14 protein-coding genes, 11 tRNA genes and 1 pseudogene are annotated in these 23,483 nt (G+C 33.6%); 25 read left to right on the forward strand and 1 reads right to left on the reverse strand.

Annotated features, from left to right (window positions below):
* The first annotated feature begins 13 nt into the window (after positions 1 to 13).
* The 10 genes from ABH959_RS20080 to ABH959_RS20125 all read left to right on the forward strand — a co-directional run bounded on the left by ABH959_RS20080 (position 14) and on the right by ABH959_RS20125 (position 930).
* Positions 14 to 89, forward strand: a tRNA-Asp gene (locus tag ABH959_RS20080).
* A gap of 9 nt (positions 90 to 98) precedes the next feature.
* Positions 99 to 174, forward strand: a tRNA-Phe gene (locus ABH959_RS20085).
* Positions 175 to 188: 14 nt separating this feature from the next.
* Positions 189 to 264, forward strand: a tRNA-Thr gene (locus tag ABH959_RS20090).
* A gap of 10 nt (positions 265 to 274) precedes the next feature.
* Positions 275 to 358: transfer RNA gene (locus ABH959_RS20095), tRNA-Tyr, on the forward strand.
* Between the two features lie 8 nt (positions 359 to 366).
* A tRNA-Trp gene (locus ABH959_RS20100) sits at positions 367 to 440 on the forward strand.
* A gap of 19 nt (positions 441 to 459) precedes the next feature.
* A tRNA-His gene (locus ABH959_RS20105) sits at positions 460 to 535 on the forward strand.
* Positions 536 to 599: 64 nt separating this feature from the next.
* A tRNA-Gln gene (locus tag ABH959_RS20110) sits at positions 600 to 674 on the forward strand.
* Positions 675 to 679: 5 nt separating this feature from the next.
* Positions 680 to 754: transfer RNA gene (locus ABH959_RS20115), tRNA-Gly, on the forward strand.
* 14 nt (positions 755 to 768) lie between these two features.
* A tRNA-Cys gene (locus tag ABH959_RS20120) sits at positions 769 to 839 on the forward strand.
* 9 nt (positions 840 to 848) lie between these two features.
* Positions 849 to 930: transfer RNA gene (locus ABH959_RS20125), tRNA-Leu, on the forward strand.
* A gap of 208 nt (positions 931 to 1,138) precedes the next feature.
* Here ABH959_RS20125 and ABH959_RS20130 read toward each other — a convergent pair.
* Positions 1,139 to 1,456 (reverse strand): annotated as a pseudogene (locus ABH959_RS20130) (DUF3884 family protein).
* 661 nt (positions 1,457 to 2,117) lie between these two features.
* Between ABH959_RS20130 and ABH959_RS20135 the strand changes: the two are divergent.
* From ABH959_RS20135 to ABH959_RS20205, 15 genes are all read left to right on the forward strand, one after another.
* Positions 2,118 to 2,837: a YebC/PmpR family DNA-binding transcriptional regulator gene (locus ABH959_RS20135; RefSeq protein WP_002091105.1), complete on the forward strand. Its 720-nt coding sequence runs from the start codon at positions 2,118 to 2,120 to the stop codon at positions 2,835 to 2,837.
* Between the two features lie 501 nt (positions 2,838 to 3,338).
* The gene (locus ABH959_RS20140) at positions 3,339 to 4,373 is read left to right on the forward strand and encodes an acyltransferase family protein (RefSeq protein WP_181777948.1); all 1,035 of its coding nucleotides are present in this window, start codon (positions 3,339 to 3,341) and stop codon (positions 4,371 to 4,373) included.
* A gap of 332 nt (positions 4,374 to 4,705) precedes the next feature.
* Entirely contained in the window at positions 4,706 to 5,167 is a 462-nt protein-coding gene (locus ABH959_RS20145; RefSeq protein ID WP_002063701.1) for an NUDIX hydrolase, read from the forward strand.
* 518 nt (positions 5,168 to 5,685) lie between these two features.
* On the forward strand, positions 5,686 to 6,462 hold the full coding sequence (locus ABH959_RS20150) for a transglycosylase domain-containing protein (protein WP_113937850.1): 777 nt from the start codon (positions 5,686 to 5,688) through the stop codon (positions 6,460 to 6,462).
* Positions 6,463 to 6,647: 185 nt separating this feature from the next.
* Positions 6,648 to 7,301 (forward strand): DsbA family protein, encoded by a 654-nt coding sequence (locus tag ABH959_RS20155; protein WP_002091101.1) that lies wholly within the window; start codon positions 6,648 to 6,650, stop codon positions 7,299 to 7,301.
* 115 nt (positions 7,302 to 7,416) lie between these two features.
* Positions 7,417 to 7,490 (forward strand) — tRNA-Gly (locus ABH959_RS20160).
* Positions 7,491 to 7,690: 200 nt separating this feature from the next.
* Entirely contained in the window at positions 7,691 to 8,833 is a 1,143-nt protein-coding gene (gene queG, locus ABH959_RS20165) for a tRNA epoxyqueuosine(34) reductase QueG (protein WP_002115986.1), read from the forward strand.
* Between the two features lie 44 nt (positions 8,834 to 8,877).
* Positions 8,878 to 9,765: an amidase domain-containing protein gene (locus ABH959_RS20170; RefSeq protein WP_113937851.1), complete on the forward strand. Its 888-nt coding sequence runs from the start codon at positions 8,878 to 8,880 to the stop codon at positions 9,763 to 9,765.
* A 58-nt stretch (positions 9,766 to 9,823) separates the two neighbouring features.
* Positions 9,824 to 10,312: a tRNA (uridine(34)/cytosine(34)/5-carboxymethylaminomethyluridine(34)-2'-O)-methyltransferase TrmL gene (gene trmL, locus ABH959_RS20175; protein ID WP_000538149.1), complete on the forward strand. Its 489-nt coding sequence runs from the start codon at positions 9,824 to 9,826 to the stop codon at positions 10,310 to 10,312.
* Between the two features lie 124 nt (positions 10,313 to 10,436).
* On the forward strand, positions 10,437 to 12,506 hold the full coding sequence (locus ABH959_RS20180; RefSeq protein WP_113937852.1) for a sensor domain-containing protein: 2,070 nt from the start codon (positions 10,437 to 10,439) through the stop codon (positions 12,504 to 12,506).
* Positions 12,507 to 12,909: 403 nt separating this feature from the next.
* A complete protein-coding gene (locus ABH959_RS20185) occupies positions 12,910 to 14,805 on the forward strand; it encodes a PrkA family serine protein kinase (protein ID WP_113937853.1) in 1,896 nt (631 codons plus the stop codon).
* A gap of 450 nt (positions 14,806 to 15,255) precedes the next feature.
* Positions 15,256 to 16,431 carry a sporulation protein YhbH gene (yhbH, locus tag ABH959_RS20190; RefSeq protein WP_016089393.1) on the forward strand — a complete coding sequence of 392 codons (1,176 nt, stop codon included), beginning with the start codon at positions 15,256 to 15,258 and terminating at the stop codon, positions 16,429 to 16,431.
* A 128-nt stretch (positions 16,432 to 16,559) separates the two neighbouring features.
* Positions 16,560 to 19,481 carry a leucine-rich repeat domain-containing protein gene (locus ABH959_RS20195; protein WP_404493085.1) on the forward strand — a complete coding sequence of 974 codons (2,922 nt, stop codon included), beginning with the start codon at positions 16,560 to 16,562 and terminating at the stop codon, positions 19,479 to 19,481.
* 302 nt (positions 19,482 to 19,783) lie between these two features.
* Positions 19,784 to 22,681 carry a collagenase ColA gene (gene colA, locus ABH959_RS20200; RefSeq protein WP_061689358.1) on the forward strand — a complete coding sequence of 966 codons (2,898 nt, stop codon included), beginning with the start codon at positions 19,784 to 19,786 and terminating at the stop codon, positions 22,679 to 22,681.
* Between the two features lie 246 nt (positions 22,682 to 22,927).
* The gene (locus ABH959_RS20205) at positions 22,928 to 23,476 is read left to right on the forward strand and encodes an NfeD family protein (protein WP_016121430.1); all 549 of its coding nucleotides are present in this window, start codon (positions 22,928 to 22,930) and stop codon (positions 23,474 to 23,476) included.
* Positions 23,477 to 23,483: the final 7 nt, after the last annotated feature.

Consider the following 23,483-nt stretch of genomic DNA (forward strand, 5'->3'; position numbering starts at 1 on the left):
CCCGCAACCAAATGGTCCCGTGGTGTAGTGGTTAACATGCCTGCCTGTCACGCAGGAGATCGCCGGTTCGACCCCGGTCGGGACCGCCATTTTAATAAGGCTCGGTAGCTCAGTCGGTAGAGCAGAGGACTGAAAATCCTCGTGTCGGCGGTTCGATTCCGTCCCGAGCCACCATTTTAATAAAATATGCCGGCTTAGCTCAATTGGTAGAGCAACTGACTTGTAATCAGTAGGTTGGGGGTTCAAGTCCTCTAGCCGGCACCATGTAAGTTTCGGAGGGGTAGCGAAGTGGCTAAACGCGGCGGACTGTAAATCCGCTCCTTCGGGTTCGGCAGTTCGAATCTGCCCCCCTCCACCATTTTACATAGGGGCATAGTTTAAAGGTAGAACTGAGGTCTCCAAAACCTCCAGTGTGGGTTCAATTCCTACTGCCCCTGCCAAATATATAAACACAACATGGCGGTTGTGGCGAAGTGGTTAACGCACCGGATTGTGGCTCCGGCATTCGTGGGTTCAATTCCCATCAGTCGCCCCATTTTTATTTTTTAAAATTACAAATAAATTAATGGATACTTACATATAATTAAGTAAAACTTCGGTGGGCTATAGCCAAGCGGTAAGGCAACGGACTTTGACTCCGTCATGCGCTGGTTCGAATCCAGCTAGCCCAGCCATTTTTGCGGAAGTAGTTCAGTGGTAGAATACAACCTTGCCAAGGTTGGGGTCGCGGGTTCGAATCCCGTCTTCCGCTCCATTTTAACTTCATATGGCGGCATAGCCAAGTGGTAAGGCAGAGGTCTGCAAAACCTTTACCACCGGTTCAAATCCGGTTGCCGCCTTTCTTTTATGCCGATGTGGCGGAATTGGCAGACGCGCACGACTCAAAATCGTGTTCCTTCGGGAGTGTCGGTTCGACCCCGACCATCGGTATCACGAACGGCGTAACATTAAGGCTCTACACTAATTGTGTAGAGTTTTTTTGTGTTTTCTTCACACTACAAAATAAGCACTAATAGTGCGTTGGGGTAGTGTGCGGTGAGTAAGTGACGAACTTTAGATACAGTTGGAAGAAACTATGAGTATTAAAAGGATAAAATTTCAGTAGAATATTACATATACAAGAATTTTTTCGAGCACTCTAGAGAGAATCTCTCCACCCTGGTGACATGAAGTTAAATCCGATACCACCAGTTGAAATTACCACATTATCAGCTGGTAATTTCGAAAAACTTCTTTTCAAACTCTTCTCTGTTGTACTTGTACATAGTTGAGTGACACGACCATATTTGCGTTGAAGTACTCAACCAGTCCCCTAATTCCTTTAATTTAGGGAACGGCTAAAATTGAATTGGACCATCCAATTTTATGAATCTCACTTGATAGATAGTTGGGTTTAGCTTTTCTCCTATCCTATCCCTTTAAGACCATGCGCTTTTTTCTCATTTGAATGTGTCATAATTCTCCCCTATCTTTTTCTTCAAATTTTTTCCTATTTTAATTATACAGCAATAGAAAGTAATTATGGTAATATTAGGGGATTAATAGAGGGATGAAAAGGAATAGCTTTAGTTTAATAATGAATAGTTCATAACATACTACATAACAAATCTTTAAAAGGACATGGCAGCTTTGCCCTGTTTCTTATTGTTTAGCGAGAAATAATAAAATAAATCATCACAGTAATAAATGAAATATGATAAATTTAATCAAGGGAGAGAAATGAAAGTAAAAGGTGTCAGTTATTTAATATGATTCCATTTTGGCTCCGTTTCATTTTAATTTATCATGTTTAAAGAAGCTCAAAATTTTTAAAATGCTTTAAAATAAAGGATTTTAAGGGTAGCACTCTATATAAATGTCACCTAAAAAGACCCTAACAGAAATGTTAGGGTCTTTTTTGTTAAATTATGCTATGTGATTCTAAAATTCGTAATAAACTTAGGAATTCATGTATAATATAACTTGTTGAAAGAACAAAATGATAATGATTTATATTATGTCTGTAATATGAATCAAAAATGAACTTTTTATATTTCTTTTAAAAATGTGTTGAATACACATTATATTTCATATTAATATTTTTATGTAGATTTAAAATGGGAAAGAGAGTGGAAAGTATGGGCCGTAAATGGAACAATATTAAAGAAAAAAAAGCATCAAAAGATGCAAATACAAGCCGTATATACGCGAAATTTGGACGTGAAATTTATGTGGCAGCAAAACAAGGCGAGCCAGATCCAGAATCAAACCAAACGTTAAGAGTTGTATTAGAACGTGCGAAAACATACAACGTGCCAAGAACAATTATTGACCGTGCGATTGAAAAGGCAAAAGGCGGTTCAGAAGAAAACTATGACGAGCTTCGTTATGAAGGCTTTGGACCAAACGGATCTATGGTAATTGTAGATACACTGACAAATAACGTAAACCGTACTGCAGCAGATGTACGAGCTGCATTTAGCAAAAACAGTGGTAACATGGGTGTAAACGGTTCTGTCGCTTACATGTTTGATGCGACAGCTGTTATCGGTCTTGAAGGTAAAACATTAGATGAAGTTCTTGAAATCTTAATGGAAGCAGATGTAGATGCACGTGACATTCTAGAAGAAGAAGATTCTGTTATCGTTTATGCTGAACCTGATCAGTTCCATTCAGTACAATCTGCACTTAAAGGTGCTGGTGTTGAAGAATTTACAGTTGCAGAATTAACAATGCTTGCACAAAGTGATGTAGAACTTCCTGAAGATGCTCAAGTACAATTTGAAAAAATGGTTGATGCATTAGAAGATTTAGAAGATGTACAGCAAGTTTACCACAACGTAGACTTAGGGGAATAATAAGACAGAAGATCCTTTGTTTGTAGGAAAGGTCTGCCAGTCTTATTAAATCAACGTATATAATCAAAGTGTAAGTATTTTAAAGTGGTAAAGAGCCGTAAAATATAAACAGTATTTTTTAGGGTTACGATATCCATTTTGAAGATTTCTTAAAAATACTGTGATAAATTTACCATTTTCATTTTGGGAAACAAAACACATAAAAACTCACTTTTTGTATGAAAACCATTCATATAAGAGGTGAGTTTTTTCGTTGTTGGAATATATTTATAAGGGATTTCTTTTTGATTTGCAAATTAAGAACTACTCCAACCGAACAATTAAAACCTATAACTACTATAAAGTAATACAATTGGTTAGTTAATTAAATAAGGTAAATATAATAACAAAAAGGATTAGCTTTAGTTAGCCACGAAATGAAAGTGTAGAAGTTAAATAATTTATGGGGAATAATATATTTTATGTTCTTAATAAAGCGCAATTTGTTTGGAGGCGTTCTTTTTGAAGGAGAAAAGGTTAACTGAACTAGATGCTTTACGTGGTTTAGCAGCACTGTCTGTACTACTATTTCATTACACTTATTTTTATAATCAATCCTATGGTCACGTAAAAGAAGAGTATTTATTAAATTTTAAGTACGGTAGTTATGGGGTACACTTATTTTTTATGATTAGTGGTTTTGTTATATACATGACACTTTTAAAAACTAATAATACAAAAGATTTCATCTTTAAGAGGGCGGTTAGACTTTATCCTGCTTATTTGGTAGCAGTAACATTAACTTTCATGACTATAGTTTTAATGGGTTTAGAGGGGATGGGGGTTAGTTTAAGGGATTATTTGTTTAACTTAACCATGTTTCAAGGGGTTATTCCAGGCACAGGAATTGATTTGGTGGATGGTTCATATTGGAGTTTAGGTATAGAAGTAACTTTTTATATCTTTTGTGTAATCTTGTTATCAATGGGACTAGCTAAACGACCTGTATTAATTACAAGTTTATGGTTGCTGGGGCTATTTACAATTAAAATACTTTATGTAAATAGCCTTATAACTCCTATTATTGGTGATTTAGGTATAATAAATTATTCGAATTTATTCATTGTTGGTATCATGTTTTATCAATTGAAACAAAGTAAATTGATAGTCAACTATTTGATTATTGTTTTTGCATTAGTGTTTCAATTTTGCTTTCATGGTGTATTGTCAGGTTTAATAATCTGTTGTTTCGTTGGAGTCTTTTATTTACTAATTAATAATAAATTGAGCTTCTTAGGTACTAGAATATTTACATTCTTAGGAACAATATCTTACAGTCTATATTTGATACATCAAAGTATTGGATATATCATTATTGATTTTATAGAACAATTTGGCTTAATAAATGAGATATTTATCCTTGTTCCAATATTAATATCAATAGCTTTAGCAACAGTTATTACTTTTGGTGTTGAGAAACCTATACAAGGATTTCTAATAACTAGATATAATAAAGGAAGAGAAAATGAATTACCCGCAAAAAATGTTTCAGCATAGCGCAAATTAATATTTAGATTTATTAATATGTAGCTTGAATGGATAAAAATGATATACCTCAATTAAGTAATATCCCTTTGTATAAATATGGGATGGAAAATTAAATAACGTTGATATATTAATTATTCATCTATAGATTTAGAAGATGTACAACAAGTTTACCACAACGTAGACTTAGGAGAATAATAAGACAGAAGATCCTTTCGTTTAACGAATAGGTCTTTTTTTGTGAAGTTAATTAAGATGATGAATTATTAAAGGTGTTTTGTTGTAGGTAGGGAATATGGTTATAGATTGTACATGAAATAACTGGATTTCTAGGAGGTATTTCTGTGGAGCATAAAACACCAAAGCATATTGTAGCCGTAGCAGGTTATTTAACAAATGAAAAGAATGAGGTGCTTTTAACGAAAGTGCACTGGCGAGCTGATACGTGGGAAATGCCTGGAGGACAGGTAGAAGAAGGGGAAGCGCTCGATCAAGCTGTTTGCAGAGAAATAATGGAGGAAACAGGATTAACTGTGAAGCCTATCGGAGTTACAGGGATTTATTATAATGCTTCTATGCATATTGTAGCTGTTGTTTTTAAAGTAGCATATGTTAGTGGTGAAATAAAAATTCAACCTGAAGAAATACAAGAGGCTAAATTTGTTGCTTTAAACGAAGAGAACATTGATGAGTATATAACGCGTCCTCATATGAAATCAAGGACACTTGATGCGATGAAAGCAATGCATTTTATTCCATACGAAACATGGGAAGTTCAGCCATATAATCTTATAGGAAGGTTGTAAAGAAAAGGTTAGTTATTTGAGGACAGCTCAAATTGCTAACCTTTTCTTTATGTATACTGTTTCAGAAAAAGGTCACAATAATAAAGTGTAGGCTAATAATTGGTGGAGGAAGCAGGACTACCACCTAATTTCCTAGCTTTAGCCAAGTTTTGAGGGAGAAGACTTACTGCTCACAAATAGCGAGATTAGTATTGATTTACGGAACGTTTGTTCTGTACAATGGTGATATATCGTATATAATTAGATTGCTAGATGTTTAAAAGTATAAATGTATAAACTGATATAATAAAAGAATAAAGTGAAATTAAGGAGAGTCCTACTGCCTATAAATAGTGTGATAAACAAATGTATATTCAACATTTCATATGAATAGTAGATAAAAAGGGACTGTGATACAATACATTTTTACACCTTACAATGTTGTAAGGTAGGTGTAAGAGAAATCGATGGGATATTCTTTTATAACAAGGTATTCTTAAATTAAGAGTTATATGCTGTGTGGAAAAGAGGTGTTCGAGATGAAAGAACGAGTATTATCTAGAGTGAATTATCATCAAAAAGTTGCATTAAATCCATTAACTAAATTTCTTTATAAAGCCATTATATTATTATTATTGTTAAGTTTTGCATTATTATTCGCTGGAAATGTAATGATTGAGCGAAGTGATATTAGTAAATTACATGTACCCGCTAAGTTAGAGGTGCCAGAATCATTAACAAACGCATTTATTGCGACGGAAGATAAAAGGTTTTATCATCATAACGGTTTAGACTATATAGCGATTATCAGGGCGTCTATTGAAAATATAAAAGCTGGTGGTGTTGTGCAAGGAGGAAGCACGATTACACAGCAGTTATCTAAAAATGCTTTCTTATCTAATGAACGTACATTTTCCCGTAAGTGGAAAGAAATTTTTTATACGAAAAAGATTGAACGTACATTCACAAAGGATGAGATATTAAAATTGTATGTAAGTAATATTTACTACGGAGAAGGCGCATGGGGGATTGAAAAAGCAGCAAACCTTTACTTCGGTAAAAAGGTGGATCAATTAACACTGGCTGAAAGTGCAATGATGGCTGCTATAGTAAAAGCACCGGCTTATTACTCACCTGCACAAAATTATGATAAAGCAGTTGAGAGACGGAATGTAGTTTTAAGGCTAATGGAGAAAGAAGGGTATATAAATCATGATGAATATGTGCAAGCAGTTAGTGAGAAATTAGTAATTCGCCATGATATAAAAACAGAGCAATCCATGTTAAAAAATGCCCGTGAAAAAGCAGTAAGTTAAAAGAAGTTCCTACATAGGAGCTTCTTTTTTAATAATTTGTGACAAAAGGCGACACAATATTGTCACAAACGTTGTATTTTTGTAATTTATGTGAGCGTGTTCATTGCGTGACCTATGTAAGTATTGATATTATGTGTATTGTGTACAATGATGTATACAGAATATGAAATTAAAGAGGAATGTATATGAAATCATCAAACAAACTCATGGCTCTTGGTATAGTTTTTTCTATCGCAGTATTGATTGTAATCGGGACGATTGTGTATAGCATCATAAATGACAAGAAAGATAAAGGGAATGAGATGTTTGCTTATTCTACGCAACAATCTTTAGGGAAAGATGATGCTCCAGTTAAGGTAGTTGAATTTGGAGACTTTAAATGTCCAGCTTGTCGTACTTGGGATGTAACAGTATTACCACGATTAAAAGAAGAGTATATTGATAAAGGTAAAGTGCAGTTATATTTTATTAACTTCCCGTTTATCGGAAAAGACTCTGATTTAGGTGCAGCTGCTGGTGAAGCAATTTATAAACAAGATCAAGATTCATTCTGGATTTTCTATGATGAGATTTATCAAAATCAAAAGAAAGATACGGAAGAATGGATTACAGAAGAATTACTTCTTAATATTGTGAAAGAAAAGCTTCCGAAAATTAATGTAGAACAGTTTAAAAAAGATTTACACAGTAAAGAAATGAAAGACAAAGTACGTAAAGATTCAGATCGTGCTCAAAAATTAAAAGTTCAAGGTGCTCCTTCAGTATATATAAATGGGAATCTTGCAAACCCTGATTTCGATAGTATGAAGAAGGCGATTGATAAAGAATTGAAAAAGTGATGAGGTATCTCATCACTTTTTCGACTTTTTTCGATAAATTTCTTGCTTCGATTTTTTTTACATGCTATACTACTTTACATAAGTTATTTCAATATCTTATATTTTTTTCATATTTGCGGGTGTAGTTTAGTGGTAAAACAAGAGCCTTCCAAGCTCTGGTCGAGAGTTCGATTCTCTTCACCCGCTCCAAATTTTATTTAATGTTTTTCTAATAAATTGTGATCAACGCAGTGTTTCGTTTCTAAGATAAACGAAGCATTGCGTTTTTTAATGTTTGAAAATCATAATTGTATGCGAAAATAGAAGTGAAGAATATTATTCCAAAAGTGAATTGATAACCAATATAGTCGTTACATAAGGGATGAATTCATCGGTGGAGGCGATTGAAAATGGACTTTGAACAATTAAAGCAAGATGTAATTGCGTATAGTAAAACGATTGGTATAGATAAAATAGGTTTTGCCAGTGCTTCACCATTTGAGGAATTAAAGCAGCGTCTAATCCAGCAACAACAATTGAATTATCAGTCTGGATTCGAAGAGCCTGATATAGAGAAGAGAACGAATCCACAGCTATTGTTACCTGGTGCGAAATCAATTATTGCGATTGCTTTAGCATACCCTTCAAAATTAAAAAATGCACCATTAAGTAAACGAGGGGAACGACGTGGGATTTTTTGCCGTGCTTCTTGGGGCCAAGATTATCACCTTGTTCTACGAGATCGTTTGCAAAAGTTAGAGGCGTATTTAATCGAAAAGCTGCCGGATATAGAAGTGAAATCAATGGTTGATACAGGGGAGCTAAGTGATCGAGCTGTTTCAGAGCGTGCCGGTATTGGATGGAGTGGTAAGAACTGCGCTATTATTACGCCGGAATTTGGTTCGTATGTATACTTAGGAGAAATGATTACGAATGTTCCATTCCCTCCTGATCGGCCAATAGAAGATCAATGTGGAAGTTGTACGAAATGTATTGATATTTGTCCTACAGGTGCTTTAGTACAAGGGGGGCAGTTGGACTCGAAGAAATGTATTGCATTTTTAACACAGACAAAAGGGTTTCTGCCTGAAGAATATCGCGATAAAATAGGAAACCGTATATATGGATGTGATACGTGTCAGACTGTTTGTCCGAAAAATAAAGGAATGGATTTTCATAACCATCCTGAAATGGAGCCTGACCCTGAGTTAGTTAAACCGTTATTAACACCACTTTTAACAATTAGTAATCGTGATTTTAAAGAGAAGTATGGAATTATGTCTGGTTCATGGAGAGGTAAAAAACCATTGCAACGAAATGCTATTTTAGCACTTGCACATTTTAAAGAAACAGCAGCAATTCCTGATTTAATCGGTGTTATGAAAGATGATCCAAGACCAGTACTTCGAGGAACAGCAGCATGGGCACTTGGGAAAATTGGTGGAGATGGAGTAGGAGAAGCGATTGAAAAAGCGATGGAACGTGAGAAAGATGAAGAGGTTCTTCATGAAATGAATCGTGGACTTGAATTGTTAGCACAGAAAAAAGAGTAGATAATATCTCCCTTTTTCATATTGTAATATGGGAGGGAGACGAAATGGTTGTAAAAGCGAATATTGAAAAGCAAGTGCAACAGTTTTTAGCATATATAACAGAGAAACGAACAGATGTAGATGGTATTGCAGTAGATTTGTTACAAATGGTACAGAGAAAGAAACAATTGTTTCAAAAGCGTAGTGCACATATAGTGAAAGCAACTGCAGATATTTCTTTCATTAGACAATTAAATAGTAATGAGCATCAAGAAATTGATTATCAAATACACTTGAAATATTTAATTAAGCATAAAGAATTATTTTATATCGAAGAGGAACAATTAAAACGACGAGTTTATTTAAAAAATAGTTGTATAATAGATGATTATGCTCTTGAAGTGTCAGAAGAAATAGGAATAGGTGAAACGTTAGAACGGGAAGTCACGAAAGAAAAATACGGTTCATATCAATATAATCGTTTAGAGGCAGTGAAATATGCAGAGCGTTGGTGGGATGATCGTAATTCTGCATACCGTAATTTTCCGGATAATTGTACAAATTTCATTTCACAATGTCTGCACACTGGAGAAGTACCAATGAATGGACATCCTAACATTCGTAAAGGGTGGTGGCAAAGGGGAAACCAGTGGAGTTGGAGCTGGGCTGTAGCACACTCTTTTTATTGGTATTTGTCAGGTGCTACAACAGGGCTTCGAGCAGAAGCAGTAGAAAGGCCAGAAGACCTTATTCTTGGCGATGTAATTGCGTATGATTTTGAGGATGATGGTAGGTGGAATCATACGACAATTGTAGTAGCAAAAGACGCTGATGGTATGCCGCTTGTAAATGCACATTCAGCGAATAGCCGCAGGCGTTATTGGAACTATGAAGATTCTAGTAAATATACACCACAAATGAAATATAAATTCTTTCATATTATTAATGGGTAGAGATTTTTCGTTCAAGTGGTATAATACGTAGTAGATAAAAAATAGAGGTGAATATCGCGTGGGAGTACATGTTGTTTTATATCAACCAGAAATTCCAGCAAATACAGGAAATATTGCACGTACTTGTGCAGCAACTGGAACAGAATTGCATTTGATTAGACCGCTTGGATTTTCAACGGATGACAAAATGTTAAAGCGTGCAGGATTAGATTATTGGCAGCACGTAAAAGTTACGTATTATGATTCAATCGAAGAATTTTATGAGAAAAATAAAGATGGTGAATTCTTTTATTTAACAAAGTATGGCGAGAAAGCTCATACAGCATTTGATTATAGCAAACGTGAGAAGGATTACTATTTCGTATTTGGAAGAGAAACAAATGGATTACCAGCTAATGTAATTGAAGAAAACTTCGATCATTGTTTACGTATTCCAATGACGGATAAAGTACGTTCATTAAATTTATCTAATACAGCAGCAATTTTAATTTATGAAGCGTTCCGTCAACAAAATTATCCAGGATTAGATTTAGAAATCGTTTATTAAAAGTCGCCATTTGGCGGCTTTTTTATTTTTTAAAAAAATATGTAATCATACATTTTAAAAAAGGTACATATTCATATAGAATGAGATATATGAATAAAAATAGATAAGACGGGTTGAGATAAATATGAAGGAACAATATAATAATCAAAATACCTTTTTAAGTATGATAGATATGGATTTAGTAAGACAGGGATTGTTACATGCTATTCAAGATTTAGTGTTTATTGTGAAAGTTATTGATGATGAAACTTTTAAATATATTTATGTGAATAAAATAGGAATGAATCACGCCAGGCTAGGGAAAGAATGTTATGGGAAAACTTTTGCAGAAGTATTACCAGAAGATACGGCAAGGTTATTGCAAGGACAATATGCAAAAGTAATGAGAGAAGCGAGAGCAATTACATTTTGTGATGTAATTAGTTTGCCAACTGGTGATATACATTATGAATCTTCACTTAATCCAGTATGCGATGTAAATGGAACATGTCAGTTTATTATTTGTATTACTAGAGATATTACAGCACAGGTTAAGAAAAAAGTGGAAATAGAAGAAAAACAAATGTTATTTAAGTCATTACTAGAATATAATAATGATTCCATTATATCTGTAGACTCTATGGGAAGAATTACATATGCAAATCCAGCGACTTATGAAATTTTTGGGTATCGATATGAAGAGTTAAAGGACCAATTTATTTTTCAGTTTATAAATAAAGAATATGAAAAAACTTTTCAAATTATATTTAAAAATGCTTTACAGGGAAGAGCAAAACAAATTGTTGCAAAGAAATATATTCATAAAGAAGGATATGAACTTTATATTTCCGTGAGGACAATCCCCATTATTGTGAATAGTGAAATCGTCGGGGTGTACATTGTTACGAGGGATGTTACGAAGCAAGTATTAAATGAGATGAAAACAGAATATTTGGCTTACTTTGATCAGTTAACGGGGTTAATGAATAGAATATCATGTACAAATAAGCTAAATGAATTTTTAGCTGAGAATAAAGAATTCGCATTGGTTTTTATAGATTTGGATGAATTTCACCTTATTAATGATACATTTGGTCATAAAGAAGGGGATCAAGTCTTAAAAAAAGTTACTGAATGCTTACGGGACCTAAAAATAGAAGATATGCATTTATTTAGAGAACATGATGATCAATTTGTTATGTTAATAGAAAATATAACGAGAGAATACGTAGAGGAAGTTGCACAAACAATATTAAAAAAAATTAGTGGGCATTTTGTAATAGAAGAAGAGGATGTTTATTTGAGTGCATCAATTGGGATTGTAATGGCCCCAGAAGATGGAATGGATGAAAAAATACTTTTCCAAAGAGTCGACGCAGCTTTGGAAAATGCAAAGGAAAAAGGAAAAGGGTATTATCATTTTTATTGTAGTGGATTAGATTGTGAACGTGAACAAAGATTTATAATAGAAAATCAGTTACATCGTGCTATAGAAAAAAATGAATTTTCCCTATATTATCAACCTCAAATCAATATTGAAACGGGGAAGATAGCCAGTATGGAAGCCTTAATAAGGTGGGAGAATAAGGAGCTAGGTTTTGTCTCGCCCAATCAATTTATCCCACTTGCTGAAAGAACAGGGTTTATTATTAAACTTGATGAATGGGTAGTACATCAAGTTTGTGAACAGATACGTGAATGGTTAAATAAAGGATATGTGGTTGTACCAATCGCAGTTAATATTTCAGCTAAACATTTTCGCTCTATTACATTAATAGAGATGATTACACGTGCTTTAAATAAGTACAACGTTCCCCCTCATTTATTAGCAATAGAAGTTACAGAAGGGGCTCTTATACATAAAGATGTATCAAAAAGAGTGTTATTGCAGTTAAAGGAACAAAATTTAAAGATTCATTTAGATGACTTTGGAACGGGATATTCATCTTTAAGTTATTTAAAAACATATCCGATTGATACGTTAAAAATTGATCGTTCTTTTATGGAAGGTATATATAAAGATGAAAGAGATACGAATATTACGGCTGCAATTATTAATTTAGCACATACTCTAGGGTTAAATGTAATTGCAGAAGGAGTAGAAAAGGCGGAACAAATACAGTTTTTAAAGGAGAAAAATGTAAAAATAGCGCAAGGTTATTTTTATAATCGCCCTTTATCGATATACGATGTGGAAAATATTTATTTTAAATAGTGTATAAAAAACAAGAAAAAAAGTGATGTGCTGAAAAGCACATCACTTTTTTTGTGTACCTGGTTTATCGTTATAACCAGATGTGAAAATAGCTGTAAGAAATGTGAGCGATACACCTAAAATTAATAATAACTTCATACTAATTTCCTCCTTACTTTTTCGGTTTACGAATCCTATTTGTGAATCGAAATGTATGTAAGGTTCCTAGAAGAAAAGAATTTATTTACAATGAATAGCAGCGTGAAAACTTTAATACCTTTATTATACAGAATTTTCTTTGAATTTTGGAGAGAATTTTATAGCGCTATTATATATTTCGTTTTGATTTAAAGAATGTTTAAGGACATCCTAGCATACCTTTTATAATAATCCGATTGAACAAGGAGATGGGGGAGGAGCTATAATGGATATTTTAAAGAAAATTGAACAATATCGGGAAGCAGAAGAACGTTTACAATGGGAAGGTACGTTTGCGGAGTATTTGGAGCTTGTGAAAGAAAGACCATGGGTGGCTCAAACAGCACACTCTCGCATTTACAATATGATAAAAGATGCTGGAATTGAAGAAGTTGATGGTAGAAGAAAATATAACTTCTTTAGTAATCAGCTATTTGGATTAGAGGATGCTTTAGAACGCCTTGTGGAAGAATATTTTCATCCATCTGCAAAACGATTAGATGTTAGGAAACGTATTTTGTTATTAATGGGGCCTGTTAGTGGGGGGAAATCAACATTAGTTACGATGTTGAAACGAGGATTAGAAACATATTCACGAACAGATCGTGGAGCGATTTTTGCAATAAAAGGATGCCCAATGCATGAAGATCCACTTCATTTAATTCCACAGCATTTACGGAATGATTTCTTTGATGAATATGGAGTAAGGATTGAAGGGAATTTATCACCATTAAATGTTATGCGTTTAGAGCAAGAATATGGATCAAGAATTGAGGATGTAGTTGTAGAGCGTATTTTCTTCTCTGAAGATCGCCGTACAGGAATTGGTACATTTAGTCCTTCTGATCCAAAATCACAAGATATTGCCGATTTAACAGGTAGTCTAGACTTTTCTACAATTGCAGAATACGGTTCGGAATCAGATCCTCGTGCATATCGATTTGATGGAGAATTAAATAAGGCGAACCGCGGCATGATGGAATTCCAAGAGATGTTAAAATGTGATGAGAAATTTTTATGGCATTTACTATCGCTTACACAAGAAGGGAATTTTAAAGCAGGAAGATTTGCGCTTATTTCAGCAGATGAATTAATTGTAGCGCATACAAATGAAACGGAGTATCGTTCCTTCATAGCAAATAAGAAAAATGAAGCATTGCATTCACGAATTATTGTAATGCCGGTTCCATATAATTTACGGGTTAGTGAAGAAGAACATATTTATGAAAAAATGATTCGTGAAAGTGATGTGTCTAATGTTCATATTGCACCGCATACACTTCGCGTTGCGGCAATGTTCACTATTTTAACTCGTTTAAAAGATCCGAAGCGTCCGGATATTGATTCAATTAAAAAGATGCGTTTATATGATGGAGAAACGGTAGAAGGATATAATGCGATTGATGTAGAAGAATTGCAACGCGAATATCAAGATGAAGGTATGAAGGGGATTGATCCTCGTTATGTCATTAACCGAATTTCTTCTACAATTATTCGAAAAGAGGTACCATCTATTAATGCACTAGATGTACTTAGATCGCTAAAAGACGGGTTGGATCAGCATCCATCAATTAGTAATGAAGATCGAGAGCGCTATATGAATTTCATCTCATTAGCGAGAAAAGAATACGATGAAATTGCTAAGAAAGAAGTACAAAAAGCGTTTGTTTATTCATACGAAGAATCAGCTAAGACACTTATGGATAATTACTTAGATAACGTCGAAGCGTACTGCAATAAATCAAAATTACGTGATCCTTTAACAGGTGAAGAAATGAGCCCAGATGAAAAACTTATGCGTTCGATTGAAGAGCAAATTGGAATTTCAGAAAATGCTAAGAAAGCATTCCGTGAAGAAATTTTAATTCGAATTTCTGCTTATGCCCGTAAAGGAAAGCGCTTTGATTATAATTCACATGAACGTCTTCGTGAAGCGATTCAGAAAAAACTATTTGCTGATTTAAAAGATATAGTGAAAATTACAACATCAACGAAAACGCCAGATGAAAATCAGCTTAAGAAAATTAATGATGTTGTTGCACGCTTAATTGATGAGCATGGATATAATTCTTCATCTGCGAATGAATTGTTACGATATGTAGGTAGTTTGTTAAATCGATAGTTTGATAACAAAACGCTGTCTCTTGTTCTTGGGACGGCGTTTTGTTATCTATTGATACTTGTAAAAAGTGTCATACCTTGTCCGAATATAATAAATTAAGATGCAATTTCATGAATTTATTGTCAATTATTTTTACAATATGCATATGATAGAGTAACCAACCATTCATACGAAAAAAGCCAACACAATACAATATGTTGCAAAGTGAAAATGTGTGCAACAATGCATTGTGTTTCTTTCTTATCAACGGCTGAATATTTCTTCCTAGTATGTGAGTGGCAAAATTTTGTTTAGGATGCTCGGAGTATTGTATGAAAAACGCTATATATGTTTATGGGATGATTTTCGATGGACAGTTACCTTTCAAATATTCTAGCTTGGCATATTACAGAACAAAATTTATAGATTGCTGTTCATAGAGGAAGACAATTACAGTAAGGAGGGAAAGGAATGGGCGAAGAAAACCAACCAAATTATACGATTTCACAGGAAAACTGGTCCCTCCATCGCAAAGGATATGACGACCAACAACGCCATCAAGAAAAAGTGCAGGAGGCAATCAAAAATAATTTACCAGACCTTGTAACAGAAGAAAGTATAGTTATGTCTAATGGCAAGGATGTTGTGAAAATACCGATTCGTTCTTTAGATGAATATAAGATTAGATACAATTATGATAAAAACAAACACGTTGGGCAAGGAAACGGTGACAGCAAAGTTGGTGATGTTGTTGCAAGAGATGGATCCGGTGGTCAAAAGCAGAAGGGACCAGGAAAAGGGCAAGGGGCAGGAGATGCAGCTGGAGAAGATTATTATGAAGCAGAAGTCTCAATTTTAGAATTGGAGCAAGCGTTTTTCAAAGAGTTAGAGCTGCCTAATTTAAAGAGAAAAGAAATGGATGAAAACCGGATTGAACATATTGAATTTAATGATATTAGAAAAACAGGATTATGGGGAAATATTGATAAGAAACGGACGATGATATCTGCATATAAACGAAATGCAATGCGTGGTAAAGCATCTTTCCATCCAATTCACCAAGAAGATTTAAAGTTCCGTACTTGGAATGAAGTGTTAAAGCCAGATTCAAAAGCCGTTGTATTAGCGATGATGGATACGAGTGGATCGATGGGGATATGGGAGAAGTATATGGCACGTAGCTTCTTTTTCTGGATGACAAGATTTTTACGCACAAAGTATGAAACCGTAGACATTGAGTTTATTGCTCACCATACGGAAGCAAAGGTCGTCACAGAAGAAGAGTTTTTCTCAAAAGGGGAAAGTGGCGGAACGATCTGTTCTTCTGTATACAAAAAAGCACTTGAGTTAATCGATAATAAATATTCACCAGACCGTTATAATATTTATCCATTCCATTTTTCAGACGGTGATAATTTAACTTCGGATAATGCTAGATGCGTAAAGCTTGTGGAAGAGTTGATGAAGAAGTGTAATATGTTTGGGTATGGGGAAGTGAATCAGTACAACCGCCACAGTACGCTTATGTCAGCATATAAAAATATTAAAGACGAGAATTTCAGATATTATATTTTAAAGCAAAAAGCAGATGTATTCCATGCGATGAAAAGCTTTTTTAAAGAAGAATCAGGAGAAAAAATGGCATAACCCCTTGTAAAGGGGTTATTTTTTTGTAAACTTTTTATTTTTTTAGTTGACAATGATAATGAAAATCATTATCATTTATTCGAGAAATGATTACATTTCGATTTATATATTTTGGAGGAGATGTAAAGTTGAAAAAAACTAAAAGAAAACATATAAATGCGATGATTATCGCTGCGGCGTTATCGCTACCGTTTGCTGCGTATTCAACACCTGCTTTAGCAGCGGTAGCAATTGAGGCTAATAAAACGGGATATGCTTTAGAAGATGGTACATATGATGCTGTTATTAAAGCGTATAAAGATAAAACGAATGAAGAGTCTATGGCAGCTGTTTATATAAAAAATCCGAAATTAACAATTGAGAATGGGAAGAAAATTGTAACGGCAACGTTAAGTGATAGTGATTTCTTCAAATACTTGAAAACAGAAGATATTCATACTCCTGGTGTGTTTCATGATGTAAAAGTAATATCAGAAGATAAAAAGAAAAATGGAACGAAAGTGATTCAGTTTGAAGTAGGGGAATTAGGAAAGAGGTATAATATGCAAATGCATATTTATATTCCAACAATGGCCTATGATAATAAGTATCAAGTGCAATTTGAAGTAAATACATTGAGTTTAGAAGGCAATGTTCCAGAAGAACAAAAGGAAAATAAAGAGGATAAAGTGGATCAACAAGATGAAAGTGCAAATGTAATAGTTGATAAGAAATTACAACAGCATATTAATAAAAATAATTTAGAGAGAAAAAATATAAATGAACCTATAACGAAGGAAGATTTATTACAAATTAAAACATTATCCATATACTCAGGTGAGGGGATAAATGAAATAGCTGGTTTAGAATATATGACAAACTTAGAGAAGTTGACATTAAGAGAGTCTAATGTAACAGACATATCTGTTATCTCGGGATTGAGACATTTGAAATATTTAGATTTATCCTCTAATCCAATTGAAAGCATTCAACCCGTTTCTAAGCTAGAGAATCTTGACATGCTCTTTTTAAGAGATAACAAAATTGCAGATCTTACACCGTTAAGTCAAATGAAAAAGATTAAAATATTAGATTTAATTGGTAATAATATAAAGGATCTTACACCATTATTTACAGTGTTATCGTTAGAAGAAGTATACTTAGCAAATAATCAAATTAGTAATCTTTCGGGTATTGAGAAGTTAAAGAATGTGAATCTATTATGGATAGGAAATAATAAAATTAGTGATGTTGAGCCTATTAGTAAAATGAGTAATCTTATTGAACTAGAAATTGCTGATAGTGAAATAAAAGATATATCATCATTATCTAAATTAGTAAAAATACAAGTATTGAATTTAGAAGAGAATTATATCTCTGATATATCGCCACTGAGTAATTTAACAAATTTACATGAGATAAATCTTGGAGCGAATGAAATTTCTGACATAAAGTCTGTTGAGGAATTGGGTAAGCGAACTTCAATAGATATTCAAAGACAAAAAATCTTTTTAGATGAAGCAAGCGTAGATGAAGAAATAAAAATTCCAGTATACAATTTTAAAGGAGAGCCACTTCAAAATATTAAATTGAAAAGTGAGGGGGCTACGCTGAGTAACGGATTTATAAAATGGAATAGTCCTGGAGAAAAAATATATGAATTTAAACTAGATACGAATCCTGCTGAAAGTAAAATAAGATTTAATGGGACGGTTATACAAAGTATAGTTGAAAAACAAACAGAAAATAAAAATGTAATTCTTGATAAAAATTTACAACAACATATTAATAAAAAGAATTTTGGTAGAGAGAATCTAAATGCCCCTATAACAAAAGAAGATTTATTACAGATTAAAACATTAGAGATACTTAAAGAAAAAGGAAAAGAGATAAAAGATCTAACTGGTTTAGAATACATGACGAACTTAGAAAACCTCACTTTAGAAGGAGTAGGGTTGAAAAATATTGAGTTCATTTCAAACTTGAAACAATTGAAAGACGTGAATGTATCTCATAATAAAATTGAAGATATAACGCCGTTATCTTCACTGGAAAATTTACAGTGGTTAAACCTTGCGGATAATCATATTAAAGATGTATCAGTTCTTGGTTCAATGTTAGACCTACTAAGTTTAAAATTAGCTGGAAATGAGATTCGTGATGTAAGGCCGTTAATACAATTAGGTCAATGGTTTTCAATTGATGCCGGAAGACAAAAAATCATTTTAAATGAAGCGAAAGTAAATGAAGAAATTCAAGTTCCGGTATATGACTTAGAAGGAGAAACTATTGAGAATATTAAACTAACAAGTGAGGGTGGAACGTTTAATAACGGAGTAATGAAATGGAGTACTCCAGGTGAAAAGGTATATAAATTTGATTTAGATTCGGATGAAACTAGTATAAGCTTTAATGGAACAGTTATCCAGAATATAGTTGAAAAAGAAGAAGTGACAGAACCAACAAAAGAAGTTGAAGAAATAAAAGAAGAAGTAAAAGAGCCGGTAAAAGAAGTTGAAGAAATAAAAGAAGAAGTAAAAGAGCCGATAAAAGAAGTTGAAGAAACAAAAGAAGAAGTAAAAGAGCCGGTAAAAGAAATTGAAGAAACAAAAGAAGAAGTAAAAGAAGTTGAAGAAACAAAAGAAGAAGTAAAAGAGCCGGTAAAAGAAATTGAAGAAACAAAAGAAGAAGTAAAAGAGCCGGTAAAAGAAATTGAAGAAACAAAAGAAGAAGTAAAAGAGCCGATAAAAGAAGTTGAAGAAACAAAAGAAGAAGTAAAAGAGCCGGCGAAAGAAGTTGCAGGTACAAAAGAAGAGGTAAAAGAATCAGCAACTGGATTGGATCAAGAGCCAAAAGGGAATAATCAAGTTGGTCCAGTAAAAGTGGTAGGACAAGAGAGTGCGAAAGAAAAAGATTCAAATAAACAACATGCTAATAAGCAAGAGGAAAATCAGAAGTCTTTAGCAGCAACTGGTGGTCAAGCTAACACACCGACCTTACTTTCTGGATTAGCACTTGTTCTTTCAGCATTAAGTATGTTTGTATTTAGAAAGAGATTATTTAAGAAATAAATAACGTTTTATCTTATTATTATATAAAATAATTATATAAGTTTTTGAGAAGCCCTTATTATAACAATTTCATGTTGAAATATGCTTATGATAAGGGCTTTTTGAATAGGGGAAGGATATTAATACGAGGATGTTTCGATTGCTTAAATAATGGAGCAACTGTAGTGGCAACTGTAAGTCCCTTTCGTTCACTATATGTTCAAAATGTATGAAGAAATAATATGAAATATTGCATTTTATATCATTTCATCCAGATAATATGTTAATTTCTTGAATGGAATATATAAATAGGGGGCAATAATATGAACAAGCAATCAAAGATCAATAAAGTGTTGCTTAGTATTAGTACAATGGCGCTATCGCTCGGAGCAATTCAAACGAATGTATCAGCAGAAGAAAAGGTACCGTATAATGTATTGCATTCGAAACCAGTTGGAATTGAAAAACCAGTAGATGAGATCGGACACGCTTCTAAAGCTGAGGAAACATTATCATTTCAAGAACGTTTAAAAGTAGGAGATTTTTCACAGCGACCAGCATCTATTACGAAGAACTCGGCAGTAAAGCAAGCTAAAGAAAGCTATTCAATGGCTGATTTAAACAAAATGAATGATCAAGAATTAATTGAAACGTTAGGCAGTATTAAGTGGCACCAAATTACAGACTTATTCCAGTTTAATGAAGATGCAAAAGCCTTTTATAAAGATAACGGAAAAATGCAAGTAATTATAGACGAATTAGCTCATAGAGGTAGTACATTTACGAAAGATGATTCAAAAGGAATTCAAACGTTTACTGAGGTGTTACGTTCAGCTTTTTATCTTGCATTTTATAATAATGAATTAAGCGACTTAAATGAAAGAAGCTTCCAGGACAAATGTTTACCAGCGTTAAAAGCTATTGCGAAAAATCCCAACTTTAAGCTTGGAACAAATGAGCAAGATACAGTCGTATCTGCATATGGAAAATTAATTAGTAATGCATCAAGTGATGTTGAAACGGTGCAATACGCATCGAATATTTTAAAACAATATAATGATAATTTTAATGCATATGTAGACGATCGTATGAAAGGACAAGCTGTATACGATATGATGCAAGGCATTGATTATGATATACAATCTTACTTAAATGAGGCTCGTAAAGAAGCGAATGAAACGATGTGGTATGGAAAAGTAGATGGGTTTATTAATGAAATAAATCGTATTGCTCTTCTAAATGAAGTAACGCCAGAGAATAAATGGCTCGTTAATAATGGAATTTATTTTGCTAGTCGTTTAGGTAAGTTTCATAGTAATCCAAATAAAGGATTAGAGGTTGTTACACAGGCAATGCATATGTACCCACGTTTAAGTGAGCCGTATTTTGTTGCAGTAGAACAAATTACAACAAACTATAATGGGAAAGATTATAGCGGGAATACGGTAGATTTAGAGAAGATACGTAAAGAAGGAAAAGAGCAATACTTACCAAAAACGTATACATTCGATGATGGATCTATTGTATTTAAAACTGGGGATAAAGTGTCAGAAGAAAAAATCAAGAGATTATATTGGGCTGCGAAGGAAGTAAAAGCGCAATATCACCGTGTGATCGGAAATGACAAAGCTTTAGAACAAGGTAATGCAGACGACGTATTAACGATAGTAATCTATAACACTCCAGACGAATACCAGTTAAATAGACAATTGTATGGATATGAAACAAACAACGGTGGAATTTATATTGAAGAGACAGGGACATTCTTTACATATGAGCGTACGCCAGAGCAAAGTATTTATAGTTTAGAAGAGTTATTCCGTCATGAGTTTACTCATTATCTTCAAGGGAGATATGAAGTTCCCGGTTTATTTGGAAGAGGAGATATGTATCAAAATGAAAGATTAACTTGGTTCCAAGAAGGGAATGCAGAATTTTTCGCAGGATCTACTCGTACAAATAACGTTGTACCAAGAAAGAGCATCATTAGTGGATTATCATCTGATCCTGCAAGTCGTTATACAGCAGAGCGTACACTATTTGCTAAATATGGTTCTTGGGATTTCTATAACTACTCGTTCGCATTGCAGTCTTACTTATATACTCATCAATTTGAAACGTTTGATAAAATTCAAGATTTAATTCGTGCGAATGATGTGGGAAATTATGATACGTATCGTGAGACTTTAAGTAAAGATTCTAAGTTAAATAAAGAGTATCAAGAGTATATGCAGCAGTTAATTGATAATCAAGATAAGTACAATGTGCCGGAAGTAGCAGATGATTATTTAGCTGAACATGCACCAAAAGCACTAACAGAAGTGAAGAAAGAAATTAGTGAAACGTTGTCTATGAAAGATACAAAAATGACAAAGCATACATCTCAATTCTTTAATACATTTACATTAGAAGGCACATTTACAGGTAGTGTAACAAAAGGTGAGTCAGAAGACTGGAAAGCAATGAGTAAAAGAGTAAATGAGGCTTTAGAACAATTGACGCAAAAAGAATGGAGTGGCTACAAAACGGTTACAGCATATTTCGTCAATTACCGTGTGAATAGCTCTAATCAATTTGAATATGATGTAGTCTTCCACGGTATCGCAAAAGATGACGGAGAAAATAAAGCTCCGACGGTTAATGTAAACGGACCTTATAACGGGCTTGTAAAAGAAGGAATTCAATTCAAAAGTGATGGGTCAAACGATGAAGATGGAAAAATCGTTTCTTATTTATGGGACTTCGGGGATGGAAGTACAAGTACAGAAGTTAATCCAGTACATGCATATGAAAGAGAAGGAACTTATAAAGTAGCGTTAAGAGTAAAAGATGATAAAGGTAAAGAGAGCAGAAATGAAACAACTGTTACGATTAAAGATGGGAGTTTAACAGAATCTGAACCAAATAATCGTTCAGAGGAAGCAAATCGTATTGGGTTAAACACTACTATAAAAGGTAGCCTTATCGGTGGGGATCATACCGATGTTTATACATTTAATGTCGCATCAGCGAAAGATATCGATATTTCTGTTTTAAATGAGTATGGAATCGGGATGACATGGGTACTTCACCATGAATCAGATATGCAAAATTACGCAGCTTACGGTCAAGCTAATGGAAATCATATAGAAGCAAAATTTAATGCAAAACCAGGTAAGTATTACTTGTATGTATATAAATATGATAATGGCGATGGAACGTACGCATTATCAGTAAAATAAGTGCTTTTCCAATGTATGTTTAACTTTACTTTTTGTGGAAAACAGTATATTATATAGATATACAATATATCGGTTATTTACTAGGAGGAGCCTGTCACAATAGGTTTCTCCTGTTCTTTTTTAGAGACCTGTCTTACAGGTTTTTCTTTAAAAATTAAATAACTGAAAATTAAGATTAATATTTTTTGAAAGAGGTGGGGCATACACATAACAAAAAAGGGATTGTTTAAGAAAGGGGGATAAGAAATGGTCTTGTTTGGTTATCCACTTGAAACAATTTATTTATACGGATTTATAATTGCAACTATACTTACTGTCATTTATATCTTCTTTGGAGATATATTTGAATCAATATTTAGCTTTGGTGGAGGATCTGTATCCGTTGTAACGTTGCTACTTAGTTTTTTCGCCATGTTATGTGGACTTAGTTATATAGGAGAATATTTATATTCTTATAATAGTCTCGTTATTTTCGGGTCCTCATTTGCTATATCTTTTATCGGTGTTTTCATAATGAAAATACTAATTTTAAAACCAATTGCAGAAGCGGAACAAAATACTGTGCAACGTATGGATGAATTCATTGGTTGCAAGGGGGAAGTCATTACGACAATTCCTACAGAAGGATTTGGAGAAGTATTAATCTCATCCCAATTTGGAAGTAATGCAATACCAGCGAAAACAATTGGAAAAAAAGATATTTCACAAGGAACCGAGGTCATTATTGAAGGAGTTCAAGATGGTGTTTTGCTTGTACAAAACATCGCTTATTCTTTAAAGAAACCAAAATTATAAGGGGGAA

The organism is Bacillus sp. RC51 (assembly GCF_044908115.1).
In the GTDB taxonomy this organism is placed as follows: Bacteria; Bacillota; Bacilli; order Bacillales; family Bacillaceae_G; genus Bacillus_A; species Bacillus_A mycoides.